Annotated in this window: 16 protein-coding genes and 1 other RNA gene; 7 read left to right on the top strand and 10 right to left on the bottom strand. The window is 55.9% G+C overall.

The features are described 5' to 3' along the window. Nucleotides 1-11: 11 nt before the first annotated feature. The 8 genes from ybgF to PuT2_RS03175 all read right to left on the bottom strand — a co-directional run bounded on the left by ybgF (nt 12) and on the right by PuT2_RS03175 (nt 7,130). The gene (ybgF, locus tag PuT2_RS03210; protein ID WP_093969609.1) at nt 12-695 is read right to left on the bottom strand and encodes a tol-pal system protein YbgF; all 684 of its coding nucleotides are present in this window, start codon (nt 693-695) and stop codon (nt 12-14) included. A 79-nt stretch (nt 696-774) separates the two neighbouring features. Continuing rightward, a complete protein-coding gene (pal, locus tag PuT2_RS03205; RefSeq protein WP_093969608.1) occupies nt 775-1,269 on the bottom strand; it encodes a peptidoglycan-associated lipoprotein Pal in 495 nt (164 codons plus the stop codon). Nucleotides 1,270-1,303: 34 nt separating this feature from the next. Beyond that, nucleotides 1,304-2,611 (bottom strand): Tol-Pal system beta propeller repeat protein TolB, encoded by a 1,308-nt coding sequence (gene tolB, locus PuT2_RS03200; RefSeq protein WP_093969607.1) that lies wholly within the window; start codon nt 2,609-2,611, stop codon nt 1,304-1,306. Nucleotides 2,612-2,635: 24 nt separating this feature from the next. Then, on the bottom strand, nt 2,636-3,826 hold the full coding sequence (tolA, locus tag PuT2_RS03195; RefSeq protein ID WP_093969606.1) for a cell envelope integrity protein TolA: 1,191 nt from the start codon (nt 3,824-3,826) through the stop codon (nt 2,636-2,638). A gap of 14 nt (nt 3,827-3,840) precedes the next feature. After that, a complete protein-coding gene (tolR, locus tag PuT2_RS03190; protein WP_093969605.1) occupies nt 3,841-4,290 on the bottom strand; it encodes a protein TolR in 450 nt (149 codons plus the stop codon). Then, nucleotides 4,290-4,964, bottom strand: a complete 675-nt coding sequence (gene tolQ, locus PuT2_RS03185; RefSeq protein ID WP_093969604.1) for a protein TolQ — start codon at nt 4,962-4,964, stop codon at nt 4,290-4,292. Before tolQ ends, tolR begins: the two co-directional genes overlap by 1 nt. Before the next feature lie 2 nt (nt 4,965-4,966). Further along, nucleotides 4,967-5,392: a tol-pal system-associated acyl-CoA thioesterase gene (ybgC, locus tag PuT2_RS03180; RefSeq protein ID WP_093969603.1), complete on the bottom strand. Its 426-nt coding sequence runs from the start codon at nt 5,390-5,392 to the stop codon at nt 4,967-4,969. Further along, on the bottom strand, nt 5,382-7,130 hold the full coding sequence (locus tag PuT2_RS03175) for a proline--tRNA ligase (protein ID WP_093969602.1): 1,749 nt from the start codon (nt 7,128-7,130) through the stop codon (nt 5,382-5,384). Before PuT2_RS03175 ends, ybgC begins: the two co-directional genes overlap by 11 nt. A gap of 66 nt (nt 7,131-7,196) precedes the next feature. Between PuT2_RS03175 and PuT2_RS03170 the strand changes: the two genes are divergently transcribed. Then, a complete protein-coding gene (locus PuT2_RS03170) occupies nt 7,197-7,775 on the top strand; it encodes an RNA pyrophosphohydrolase (RefSeq protein WP_093969601.1) in 579 nt (192 codons plus the stop codon). Here the strand turns inward: PuT2_RS03170 and PuT2_RS03165 are convergent. Continuing rightward, nucleotides 7,772-8,695, bottom strand: a complete 924-nt coding sequence (locus PuT2_RS03165) for an NAD(P)-dependent oxidoreductase (protein WP_093969600.1) — start codon at nt 8,693-8,695, stop codon at nt 7,772-7,774. The two genes, PuT2_RS03170 and PuT2_RS03165, sit on opposite strands and share 4 nt — an antisense overlap. Nucleotides 8,696-8,807: 112 nt before the next feature. On the opposite strand from PuT2_RS03165, the gene PuT2_RS03160 reads away from it, so the two are divergent. The 4 genes from PuT2_RS03160 (at nt 8,808) to PuT2_RS03145 (ending at nt 10,675) form a co-directional block, all read left to right on the top strand. Further along, on the top strand, nt 8,808-9,278 hold the full coding sequence (locus PuT2_RS03160; RefSeq protein WP_093969599.1) for a hypothetical protein: 471 nt from the start codon (nt 8,808-8,810) through the stop codon (nt 9,276-9,278). Between the two features lie 6 nt (nt 9,279-9,284). After that, complete coding sequence (locus tag PuT2_RS03155) at nt 9,285-9,599, top strand: cell division protein ZapA (protein WP_093969598.1); 315 nt, start codon at nt 9,285-9,287, stop codon at nt 9,597-9,599. An 88-nt stretch (nt 9,600-9,687) separates the two neighbouring features. Continuing rightward, a non-coding RNA gene (gene ssrS / locus PuT2_RS03150) (6S RNA) lies at nt 9,688-9,869 on the top strand. Nucleotides 9,870-9,919: 50 nt separating this feature from the next. Continuing rightward, nucleotides 9,920-10,675 (top strand): SIMPL domain-containing protein, encoded by a 756-nt coding sequence (locus PuT2_RS03145; RefSeq protein ID WP_093969597.1) that lies wholly within the window; start codon nt 9,920-9,922, stop codon nt 10,673-10,675. On the opposite strand, the gene lgt is transcribed toward PuT2_RS03145, so the two are convergent. Beyond that, a complete protein-coding gene (gene lgt / locus PuT2_RS03140; protein WP_093969596.1) occupies nt 10,629-11,423 on the bottom strand; it encodes a prolipoprotein diacylglyceryl transferase in 795 nt (264 codons plus the stop codon). The genes PuT2_RS03145 and lgt overlap by 47 nt on opposite strands. Before the next feature lie 107 nt (nt 11,424-11,530). Between lgt and PuT2_RS03135 the strand changes: the two genes are divergently transcribed. Both PuT2_RS03135 and msrA read left to right on the top strand, forming a co-directional pair. Beyond that, entirely contained in the window at nt 11,531-11,923 is a 393-nt protein-coding gene (locus tag PuT2_RS03135; protein WP_093969595.1) for a c-type cytochrome, read from the top strand. Between the two features lie 109 nt (nt 11,924-12,032). Next, complete coding sequence (gene msrA, locus PuT2_RS03130) at nt 12,033-12,611, top strand: peptide-methionine (S)-S-oxide reductase MsrA (RefSeq protein WP_093969594.1); 579 nt, start codon at nt 12,033-12,035, stop codon at nt 12,609-12,611. Nucleotides 12,612-12,805 lie beyond the last annotated feature (194 nt).

The raw sequence follows: 12,805 nt of genomic DNA, 5'->3' as shown, positions 1-12,805 counted from the left end.
GGCCCGTCGGATTACTGCAAAAGTTTGAGACGGTCTTGGGCAGTGCGCGCCGCATTGCTGCCCGGGTAATCGGCCACAATACGTTTCAGGCTTGCGGTGGCGCCGCCCAGGTCGTTCAGTTCGATTTGCGCGGCGGCCACAATCAGCAAGGCATCTGCGGCCCGGTTGCTGTCTGGGTGACCTTGAACCAGCGCCCCGAGGGCTTGGACTGCACCTTTGAAATCTTTGGCGGCATAGAGGCTGCTGCCTTGGTAAAACTGTGCATCAACCACCAATTGGCTGTTGGGGTATTGCGTTAAAAAAGTCTTGAACCCGTCGGCGGCGTCTTTGTATTTCCCTTCGCGGAACTGCGCCATGGGCGTATTGAAAGCAGCTTGCTCTTGTGGGTTGCTGACTTGCGCTGCAGGGCTATTGCCCAGACCATTGCCGTTTTTAATATCCAGTTCGAAACGGATGCGTTCGATCTGGCCGCGCAGGCTGGTGACTTCCTGGCGAAGCGTTTCGAGCTGATCGGCCAGTAACAAACGGGCCTGGCGGTTCTGCTCGGTCAGAACACGGACTTGTTCGCGCAATTCCAGAATGGCACGGCGTGCGTCGTCGTCGGCAAAGGCATGTGCAACGCTGGTTGATAGCGCTAGCGCACTAAAAGATGCGGTCAGGGCGATGCGGCGAAGCGTAAACAAAGAGTTCGTCATAAGGTGTGTCCCATTCAAGTGAAAACGCCGCGGCGGGAAGCCGCCACGGCGCTTTGTTGATGCAGATTATGCCAAAAAATCAACGTTGGTAGTTGATGTCTGCGCGACGGTTCTCTGCGTAATCGGCCTCGGTGTTACCCATGGCTTTCGGGCGCTCTTTACCGAAACTGATGGTTTCGATTTGGTCGGCACGTACACCCATCAGCGTCATCATGCGGGCAACAGCTTCGGAACGGCGCTGGCCCAGTGCCAGGTTGTATTCCGAACCACCGCGCGCGTCAGCGTGGCCCTCGACGCGAACGCGTTGCTGGCTGTTTGCGGTGAGGTAGGACGAATGCATTTCTACAACGTTGCGATACTGTTCAGGCACGACGTAGCTGTCGAACTCGAAGTAAACGGAGCGTTGTTGCGCCAGCGGGCTTTGCGGGTTGAAGGGATCCATGACCATACCGGTCGAGGACCCAGCACCCGAACCCGAGCCGGATCCGGCCTGGTCAAGCGGTACAGAGCTGCAAGCTGCCAGAGCGGCAGTTAAAGCAGCAACACTTAGCGTTTTTGTAATGCGCGAGCTCATTTAAGTTCCTTTAGAAAAAGAGTCACACTAGAAATTAATTGGTAAAAGGGCCCCAGGTCGGTTCACGGACCTTGCCATCGAGTGTCGACAGCGTTTGCCGGACACGGCCATCGACCGAAACCACGGCCAGCACACTGCGGCCGTTTTGGACGGCGCTATGAAGCACTTGCATACCGTTGGGTGCAAAACTTGGTGACTGGTCGTCGGGGCCTGCTGTTAACAGCTGTTCCGAACCCGTGTTCATGTTTTGCAATGCAATACGGAAAGCACCGTCTCTACGTGTAACGTACACCAAACTGTTACCGTCGGGCGAGAGTGCTGGTGAGATGTTGTAACTTCCGTTAAAAGTTATACGTCGTGCTTCGCCGCCAGTTACCGGCACGCGGTAGATTTGCGGGCTGCCGCTTCGGTCGCTGGTAAACACAATCGATGCACCGTCGGGCGAGAATTGCGGCTCGGTGTCGATAAGCGGCGAACGCATGATTCGACGCAGGTCGGAGCCATCGTTGCGGATCGTATAAATTTGCGAAATGCCGTCTCGCGAAAGCACCACGGCAAGCAGGCTGCCGTCTGGGGACCATGCGGGCGCACTGTTGTTACCCTTGAAGTTGGCCAAGGGCAGACGTTGGCCGGTCGCCAGCGTTTGTACATACACTACAGGCTTGCCCAGTTCGAAGCTGACGTAAGCCAGTTGTTTGCCATCGGGCGACCACGCGGGTGAAATAATCGAGTGTTTCGAGCGCAGCATGACCTGCGGGTTCTGGCCGTCGGCGTCTGCAATTTGTAACTCATAGACGTCGCCTTTTTGTACCACATAAGCCAGACGTGTTGAAAAAACGCCACGCACACCTGTAATTTTTTCGTAGATCCGGTCGGCGATCCGGTGCGCAACGCGGCGAAGCTCACGTTCGTTGCCGGCAAAAGCAATACCATCAAGTTCGGTTTTGCGTACGGTGTCCGACAGGCGGTAGGTAATGGTGTACTGGCCGCCGGCTTCGGTAATTGAACCATAGGCAATGTAGTCGGCACCTCGACCTCGCCAATCGTCGTGGGCGACTGGGGTTTCGGCACTTAGTGTTGCCCCTGTGGCGTTTACAAGGCGGAACTGCCCTGATCGGGTCAGGTCGGCACGAATGACTTCGGCCAGGTTTGCGCCTTGCGGATTGCCCTGAAAGTCGGCGATGGCAATGGGGTACTGGGTGGCGCCTACGCCTGAAATATCGACGCGTAATTGCGCCGAGGCCGGTGTGGTGAGCGCCACACTGGCGATTACCGCAAGGCCCCAGGCCTGCAGTCGCCCGAGCGTTCGGGCGACGGTTTTTGCGAAGGTGACACGGGTCATTTCGACAATCTCCTGTTGGTCGTGCTATTGATCGTACATATAGTAGTACCCATCGATGTACGGCGGGTACTTGCCGGATGGCGGTGCCGGGAAGGGGTTGCAGCCGCGCACGCCGTTTTCTACGGCGCGGTCGAAACCGGAAATGCCCGACGAGCGGCGGATCTCGACGTCTTGTACACGTCCTTGAGCATTGAGCATAACGCGGAACTGCACGGTTGGGTTTGCGCCCGCGCGCGGCGGAATAGGGTAAGTGACTCGCGGCTTGATGCAGGCCCTGACTTGTGCGGCATATCCGTTATCGTTGCCACCGCCACCGGCCTGGTTGCGGTCGGCCGTGCCACCCGGAATACCGGCAGCACCTAGTGCATCACCTCGCATGGCTTGTTTAATGGCTTCACGCTTAGCCGCTTCTTCTTTGGCCTTTTTCTCGGCTGCGGCCTTGCGTGCGGCTTCTTCTTTGGCTTTCTTATCGGCAGCTGCTTTTTTGGCGGCTTCTTCTTTGGCCTTGCGTTCAGCCTCGGCTTTCGCCTTCTGCTCCGCCTCGGTCTTAGCTTTTTGCTCGGCCGCTTCTTTGGCTTTACGCTCTGCCTCAGCCTTGCGTTCGGATTCTTCCTTGGCTTTGCGCTCGGCTTCAGCCTTCGCTTTACGATCAGCCTCTTCCTTGGCTTTACGCTCAGCCTCTTGTTTGGCTTTACGCTCAGCCTCTTGTTTGGCTTTTAATTCGGCCGCCTTGCGGTCTGCCTCTTCGCGCGCCTTGCGCTCGCGCTCTTGTTGGGCAAGGCGCTCTTTGCGTTCCTGCTCGGCTTTTTCCTGGCGTGCTTTTTCGAGCGCAATCTCGGGATCAACCTGAGGCGGCTCGGGGATGGGCTCGGGGCGCACTTGCGGTGCAGGCTCTGGTTCTGGCGCAGGTGCCGGTGCCGGAGGTTCAGGCGTAGGTTCAGGAGCAGGGACGGGCTCTGGCTCGGGCTGCGGCTCAGGTTCTGGTGTTTCTTCGGTGGCCGTTTCTTCCTGGGGCTCTTGAACGGCGTTTGGCGATACGCCGTCGGCCCAGAGTTCGACCTGAACCGGAGCGGGCGTTTGAGGCGCCGATGTCAAGACCCCCAACAGCAATATCAGACCCAGTGCAACGTGTGCCGAAATGGCATACACGAAGCCGCGACGATCATCGAGCTGTTCGGGAGATTGACCAGAGGGTTCAGACCAAAGCCACTTCATGCATCAAGCCTATGTTATTTCTGGTCGGGGTTGCCAGCGCTTTGATCAACCAGCAAGCCGAGGCGCGACACGCCATTACTGCGCAACTTGTCCATTACTTCCATTACTTTTTCGTACGGTACTTTGCCGTCGGCAGCAATCACGACAGGCGTGTCGGCGGTGATGCGCGAGCGCACCTCGTCGACCAAGGCTTCGTTGGCAATTGATTCGAATTCGGCACCGGCGATGCGTTTACGCAAAGAGACGGTGCCGTTTTCCTCTATCTGTACTTCGAGCGGCTCGGTGGGGACTTCAGCAGCGCGACCGACCGATGGTAGCTCGATAATGCCGGGCGTGATCATGGGGGCGGTCACCATGAAAATGATCAGCAAAACCAGCATGACGTCGATATAGGGGACGACGTTGATCTCGTTTTTGAGCCGGCGGCCTGATGAGCGCCCCATGCTACTGCGGTTAGAGGACATCAGCGCACCTGACGTTGCAGAATATTGAGGAATTCGTCGATGAAGCTGTCAAAGCGAATCGACAGGCGATCGATTTCGTTTGTGTAACGGTTGTAGGCAACGACAGCTGGAATTGCCGCAAACAAGCCGATGGCGGTTGCAATCAGGGCTTCGGCAATACCCGGCGCTACTGCGGCCAGCGTCGCCTGTTGCACGGTGGATAAGCCCAGGAACGCGTGCATGATGCCCCATACCGTACCCAATAGCCCAATGTATGGGCTAACGGATCCAGCCGATGCCAAAAAGTTCAGGTGTGATTCCAGATTGTCCATTTCGCGCTGGTACGAAGCGCGCATGGCGCGTCGTGGGCCGTCGAGCAGGGCGTCGGTATTACCGTTGGCCCGACGGGCCTTGATGAATTCGGTCATGCCGGCATCGAAAATACGTGCCAGGGCCCCGTAATCGGCAGGGCTGGTTGATACGGATTGCTGCAGGGCAGTCAGGTCACCGCCGGCCCAGAAGTCGTCTTCAAAGAGCTTGGTTTGTTCGTGTGCACGTTTCAGCGCGGTGCGTTTGCTGAAAATGTACGTCCAGGACAGCACGGAAATACCAACCAGAATCAGCATCACTAGCTGTACCGGAATACTGGCGTCAAGAATTAGCGAGACGATAGACAAGTCGCTGGTGGGCTGCATGTTTATACCTGAACCTTTTCCAATAATGTTTTGAGTTCGTCGGGCAGTGCTGCCGGACGCAAGGTGTTTGCGTCAACGCAGCAAATTTGTATATTTCCTTCACACAGGCGTTGGCCATCGAGCTCTGCACATTGGAAAAAGTCGATGGACGCCCGCCCCACCCGGGTGATCTGGCTGTTGATGGTCAGCAGATCATCAAGCTTTGCAGGCTTGATATACCGGGTGTCGAGTTGCTTCACCACGAAAATTCGCTGTTCGGTAACAGCCAGTTCGGACTGGTTGACACCCAGTCTGCGCAACCATTCGGTGCGACCTCGTTCGAAGAACTTGAGGTAATTGGCGTAGAAAACGACGCCACCGGCGTCGGTATCTTCGTAGTAAACACGAACAGCTAACGTTGAATGCACGTTGTTTGAATCAGGTGGCATGGGCGCGCAATTTTAACTGTTCCAGAACGAAATCAGTGGCTTGTGCAACAGTTATTTTTTCGGCTTCGGACTGTCGCCGATGCTGGATCTCGACAACCCCTTCTTTCAGGCCGCGGTCGCCAACCGTGACGCGAACAGGAACACCGATAAGCTCCCACTCGGCAAACATCACACCGGGGCGAATATCGCGATCGTCGATGATGACGTCAGCACCGTTTGAAATCAAGTCTTGATACAGTTGCTCAGCAGTGTTTCGAACGGTTTCACTTTTGTGTGCATTCAGCGGGCAGATAACCACCTGGAAGGGGGCGATGGCTTCGGGCCAGATCATGCCGCGATCATCGTGGTTTTGTTCAATGGCTGCCGCAGCGATGCGACTGATGCCAATACCGTAGCAGCCCATTTGCATGATTGCCGGCTTGCCATCGGTATCCAGGAAGGTTGCGTTCAGGGCTTTGGAGTATTTGTCGCCCAAGAAGAAGATATGACCCACCTCGATACCGCGCTGGATGTTCAGCGTGCCACCGTTAGGGTCGGCGTCGCCGGCCACAACGTTGCGCAAGTCTGCGACAAGGTTGGGTTCGGGCAAGTCGCGACCCCAATTCACGCCATCAAGGTGGAAGCCGTCTTCGTTGGCGCCGCAGATGAAGTCGCTCATATTGGCAACGGTTTTGTCGGCAATGATCGTGACTGGCTCTGCTGGAGCTACCGGCCCTAACGATCCGGGGCTGCACCCGAAAGCACGTTTGATTTCTTCGTCGGTGGCAAAACGGAACCCTTGATTCAGCCCGGGCAGTTTGCCTACCTTGACTTCGTTTAGTTCATGATCACCGCGGATCAGCAGTGCAAAAATCTGTGTGGTTTTGATCTCTTCGGTGGGCTCGACGGCCAGAACGACGGTTTTGACCGTATCTGAAAGCTGGCGCTTCAATAATGCAGCAACCTCTTCGCATTTGGTCATGCTGGGTGTGGCTACTTTTTCCATGGCTTTGCCGGCCGGTGCCCGTGTGGCAAGTAAGGCGGGGGCGTCGGCAAGTTCGATATTGGCGGCGTACTGCGACTGGGGGTTATACACAATCAGGTCTTCACCCGTGTTGGCAATGACCTGGAATTCGTGACTACGCGACCCCCCGATTGACCCTGTATCGGCCGCAACCGCCCTGAACTCAAGCCCGAGACGCGTGAAAATTTTCATGTAAGCGTCGTACATATTGTCGTAGCTGGCCTGTGCGGCTTCTTCGTTGCGATCAAACGAATACGCATCTTTCATGGTGAATTCGCGGCCGCGCATCAGCCCGAAACGGGGGCGGCGTTCGTCGCGGAACTTGGTCTGGATGTGGTAGAAGTTGACCGGAAGCTGACGCCAGCTCTGAATTTCGTTACGGGCAATGTCTGTGACGACCTCTTCAGAGGTGGGCTGGAGGACGAAGTCGCGCTGATGGCGGTCTTTGATCCGGAGTAATTCGGGGCCATAGGCGGTCCAGCGCCCTGACTCTTCCCATAGCTCGGCGGGCTGTACCAATGGCATCAGCAGTTCAACTGCGCCCGCCCGGTCCATTTCTTCGCGCACAATGGCTTCAATTTTCTTCAGTACCCGCAAGCCCAGCGGCATGTAGGTGTAAATGCCGCCCGCAATTTTGCGGATCATGCCGGCTCTTGTCATCAGCTGGTGGCTGGTGACTTCCGCTTCGGCTGGGGCTTCTTTCAGGGTGTTGATGTGATACTTGGATGCGCGCATGGTGAGGATCTCTGCAGATACGTATAATCGGGTGTAATTGTATTAAATTCGTTATAGAGGTGGCCTATGTTAGACCGTGAAGGCTACCGTCCTAATGTCGGCATTATCCTCGTTAATCATAAAAACGAGGTGTTTTGGGGTAAACGCATTCGGGAGCATTCCTGGCAGTTTCCGCAGGGTGGTATCAAATACGGCGAAAGCCCGGTGCAGGCCATGTACCGTGAGCTGCGCGAAGAAGTGGGTTTGCTACCAGAACATGTCCGAATTTTAGGGCGTACACGCAATTGGTTACGTTACAACGTACCCAATGATTTTATCCGTCGCGACTCAAGGGGTATTTACAAAGGGCAAAAGCAAATCTGGTTTCTGTTGCGGATGGTGGGGCGCGATTCCGATGTCAGTTTGCGTGCGACCAGGCATCCCGAATTCGACGCCTGGCGTTGGAGTCATTATTGGGTGCCACTTGATGCAGTTATCGAGTTCAAGCGCGATGTCTATACGCAAGCCCTGAATGAACTCGCCGGTATTTTGTTTCGACGCGTTAACGAACGTCGTTATTTGCGTCAGCGGCCGCAGGCCGCTAAGGGCGACGCGGCAAAGCCCGTTGCAGCTAAATTTGCGGCCGCCCCGGAAGGGTCACCCTAAAGGGGCTGTTTAGGCTGGGGTAGGCGGGTAATCAGGCTCGACGTATCCCAGCGGCCACCGCCTGTTTTCTGTACCTCGGCATAAAACTGGTCTATCAGGGCTGTGCCGGGTACGCTGGCTCCGTTTCGCCGGGCTTCGTCCAACACCAACCCTAGGTCTTTGCGCATCCAGTCAACTGCAAAACCGAAGTCAAACTGGTTGCTAACCATGGTGCGACCGCGGTTTTCCATTTGCCAGCTTTGCGCAGCGCCTTTGCTGATCACCGACAAGACCTTTTCCATATCCAACCCGGCAGTCTTGCCAAAAGCGATGGCCTCAGAAAGGCCCTGCAGTACGCCGGCCACGCAAATCTGGTTCACCATTTTGCACAACTGACCTGCGCCAGAGGCGCCCATGTGCGTGGTCGCCTGAGCGTAGGCCTGCATGATGGGCTTGGCTCGGGCAAAGTCGGTCACGTCTCCGCCGCACATCACGGTGAGTATGCCTTGTACGGCACCGTTCTGCCCCCCTGAGACCGGCGCGTCCAAAAAATGCAGCCCGACGTTTCGTGCCGCGTCGTAAAGTTCACGTGCCACGTCGGCAGATGCCGTGGTGTGATCAACGCAGAGGGCGCCAGGCTTCATGCCGGAAAACGCACCGTCTTTACCGGTTAGTACGCTGCGCAGGTCGTTGTCGTTGCCTACGCAGCAAAAAACGACGTCTGCGCCTGCTGCTGCCTGGGCGGGTGTGGGTGCTGTAACGCCGTCAAACTCCGCTGCCCAGCGGCTGGCCTTTTCGGGTGAGCGGTTGTAAACGCAAACTTGATGGCCGGCCTTGGCCAGATGACCGGCCATGGGGAAGCCCATCGCGCCCAGCCCGATAAACGCCACTTTTAAGGGCGAGATGTTTTCGTAGCTTCGGGGTGCGATTGATGCTGACATGACAAGGCTCCGTGATGTCGTAGAAAGTTAGGCAATTTCGGTTATTCTAACGGCTCCATAGACTTGATCGCGGGGCTTTTCTTCGAAAGCGCCTGTGGTTTACCATATCGCCATGTTGCAAGATCTAGAATCTCTGGCCGCTCGTGTTGGCCAACTGGTTGAGCTCTCCCGTCGGCTTCAGTCGCAAAACGAAACGCTTGTTCAGCGCGCTACCCGTGCTGAACAAGAGCGTGATGCGCTGCGTGACCAGCTTAGCCAGCAAGCCATCGAATATAAAGACGTTGCCGCTCAGGCTGCGCGTCATCAGGCCGAAATGGATGCCCTGCGGGCGCAGGCCGATGCCGAGGTTCACAGCCTGCGTCAGCAGGCCGCTCAAATCGAATCCAGCCTGCGCGCACAAGCCGACAGCGCTGTGGCCCAGCTCAAAGAGCAGCTCGAACGCCAGCAAGCCGAGCAGGCTACAGTCCGGCAAAACCTGCAAGCCAGCCAGTCCGAAACCTCCAGCCTGCGTCAAGCCGTCGAGTCCGCTCGGCAGCGTATCGACGCCGTACTTATGCGCCTGCCCGGCGCGCCTCAGGAGTAACCCCGCATGGAACGCGTCGATGTTTCAATTTTGGGCCGCGATTATTCCCTGGCATGCTCGCCCTCCGAAAAAGATGATTTGCTCTCTGCCGTCCGATTTGTTGATCAGCGCATGCTGGCCATCAAAGGGTCTGGTAAAATCTCAAGCAATGAACGCATTGCCGTTATGGCAGCCATTCAAATTGCTGCCGAACTTTTAGCCATGCGGGCCCCAGACGGGCCATTGGGTGAAGTCGCCGTTGGCGACTTTAAACGTCGTCTCGAAGATATGCATCGCCAGCTCGATCTGGTTTTGCCCCAGCAGGCGGCCCCCAGTAATTAGTTAGCACCAAATTTCAAGCCAGGCCCGGTATTTACATACGGTTTCGGTAAACAGCCGTTTTATCTACTAAGCTGTGGCTTGTACAAGTTAGTCCCTGCAGTGTTCGTGACTTGACCTTACATTTCTTGAACCAATGCTTATGGCATTAGGTTGCCGGATTGACAAGTAGGAGTGAACGTCTTAACTGACGATCCCGAAACTTGACTGAAGGCGACCACCTTGAACCCTCGGTTCCAGGATGCCGGTCTTGACGGCACAGGCGGGGCATTTTTGAAGACAGGCCCGCATTAATGCGGGCCTGTCTATTTCGGAGCTAACGCATGTCTTACTTGTTTACCTTGGCTAAGCCTTTTTCAATTGCCCCGTTGGTATTAAGCGCCGCCCTTGCGGTCGTGGGTGCGCCCGCCGCGGTCGCCCAAAACATAATGCCCGAGGCGCCTGCGCAGGTTCGCAGCGGCCAATTGCCAATGGCAACCCTTAACGCCTCGGCCTCGTCGCAGGTCAGCCAAGACACCATAAAAATCACCCTCGCAGCGCAAGTAGCAGACGCCAGTCATCAGGCGGTCAGCAGTCAGTTAACCCAAGCGCTCGACAGTGTCGTCAAACAGGCCAAAGCCGTCAGCTCGGTTAAAACTTATTCGGGCAATTACCGTGTTTGGCCGCTCACCAACGACGAAGGGAAAATCACTGGTTGGCAGGGGCGTGCTGAGGTCATTCTTGAATCAACCGACTTCGGCGCGGCTTCGGGTTTGGCCGGCAAGCTCTCCGAGCTTATGCCTATTGCCAACTTGCAGTTCTCTGTTTCCCCGCAATTAAGGGCGAAAGCGGAAGCCGACTTGCTCAATGACGCTGCTCAGGCGTTTAAGGGGCGTGCCCAAGCCGTCTCGCAGGCGTTTGGTTATCAGGGGTTTCGTATTAAAACTTTGTCGCTCGATGGCGGCGGCGCCGAATACACGCCCATGCCGCGCATGATGATGGCAGCTAGCGCCGATAAAATGGCTGTGCCGCTCGAGGCTGGTGTGGAGACTGTTACGGTGTCTGTTCGGGGTGAGGTTTACTTGCTCGAAAATAAATAAGCAAGCCCAGGGCGATCATGGGCAGGCAAAGTAGCTGTCCCATGGTTAGCGACCCGAGTACTGGGCCCAAAAATGCATCGGGCTCTCGGGTGTATTCGGCTAAAAATCTGAATACACCGTAGCCCATCAAAAACAGGGCGCTCACTTGACCTGTAGCTCGGGGCTTGCGGGCAAACCACCAAAGCACGGCAAATAGCAGTATGCCCTCTAGCGCCATTTCGTAAAGTTGTGAGGGGTGGCGAGTTAGGTTGTCACCCAGTTGCGGGAACACCATGCCCCAAGGGACGTCGGTGGGGCGGCCCCACAGTTCGCCATTAATGAAATTGCCCAGTCGCCCCGTGGCTAGGCCCAGGGGTATTAAAGGGGCAATGAAGTCGCCTAATTCCAAAAAGGTTCGCCCCTTTTGGCGCGCCAATATAAACAGTACAACCAATACGCCGATCAGCCCGCCATGAAAAGACATGCCGCCTTGCCAGAGATAAAAAATTTCGATGGGGTTTTGCAGGTATTCGGCAGGCTTGTAGAACAGGATGTAGCCCAGCCTTCCGCCCGCGATGACGCCAATAACCCCGTAAAAAATGATGTCTTCCAGGTCGCGCAGGCTCAGGTCGGTTTTTCCGTGGTTGATTCTCCAACGGCCGGCCAGCCAAACCAAGCCAAAGCCAATAAGGTACATCAGGCCGTACCAGTGAATAGCGATGGGGCCAAGCTGCAGGGCGACGGGGTCAAATTGGGGGTGAACAAGCATGGAAAAGGGCCTTTAATCTTAGCGTCCGGCGCTGATAATTTGTTGGATGATAACGCGTTATCGTAGGCCGTTTCGGCGGCCTCGAAACTGTTTATGGCAGGTAGATTATGTATTTTCGCTTCGCAGTATTAAGCATAGGTTTAAGTTTGGCGGTGTATGCACCCGCGGGCGCTGCCCAAACGGTGGGCATTGGCCTTGCGCAAGCCAATAATTGCGTTGCGTGCCATCGTGTTGACGAGACCGAGGGTCGCAAGCGTCTGGGCCCCGATTTCGAAGTGGTGGCCAAGCGGTATCAGGGCAATGCTGCTGCCATCCCGCATCTGGCTACCAAAATTCGAAATGGTTCGCGTGGTGCCTGGGGGGCGGTGCCCATGCCTGCACAGTCTCACGTTAGCCAAGAAAATGCCGAACTGCTAGCCGCCTGGGTGTTGTCTTTGACGGGCGATGCCAGTGTCGGTTCAGGCCCGCATCTTGGCGACTCGGCCTCGTTGCCACGTTAACTAGTCGTGCATCGGCGCCCTTGTTACAGTAGTCTTTGCTGTAGTTAATTAGAGCCGTGGTCGGCGAATCCCGTGGGCCACGTCCATTTCATTAAACGGAATCGCGTTCATGAGTTCATCCAAGACAACCGATGCTACACATGCCGGCGCTACGGCCAGCCTCGAAGAGGCCGTATTGGGCGGCGGTTGCTTCTGGTGTACAGAGTCGGTTTTTCAGTCGCTTCGTGGTGTTGTCGAGGTTAAGCCAGGCTATACCGGTGGCCATGTAGATAACCCCACATACGAGCAGGTGTGCGACAAGACGACAGGTCACATCGAAGTCGTGAAAGTGGTGTTCGACCCAGCCCAGATTTCTTTTGCTACATTGTTGCGCGTATTTTTTGCAACGCACGACCCAACAACACCCGATCAACAAGGCGCCGATATCGGCCCCCAATATGCCTCGGCCATTTTTTATCAGTCCGACGCGCAAAAAGAAACGGCGGCGCAAGTTATAGAAGAGGTGCAGACGCTATTGGGTCAGCCGGTCGTTACGCATCTTTTGCCGGCAGCGCGCTTTTGGGAGGCAGAGGTCTACCACCATAGTTACTACGCGCGTAATCCGTACCAGGGGTATTGTCAGTTTGTTATTGCCCCCAAGCTCGCCAAGCTGCGCCAATATTATGCCGATCTGTTGGCTGCGTCTTAGGTTATTAGGCAAAGTGCCAATTTGCGGTGGTTGTGTAGCTATATAGTTATTTCGGTTGTTTGGGTGGTTCGAGTCACAATTCCTTTCAAGCGGTTGCCCCCGTAAGGGTTCGGGCTTAATACAATAGGTTGTCGCAGGCGAGATTGCAGTAATTTTTAAGTGGTGCCACAGCGAAATAACTGTCAGCCCAGCAG

This window comes from Pusillimonas sp. T2, assembly GCF_002236805.1.
In the GTDB taxonomy this organism is placed as follows: domain Bacteria; phylum Pseudomonadota; class Gammaproteobacteria; order Burkholderiales; family Burkholderiaceae_B; genus Neopusillimonas.
This window is presented reverse-complemented; position numbering and strand designations above follow the sequence as displayed.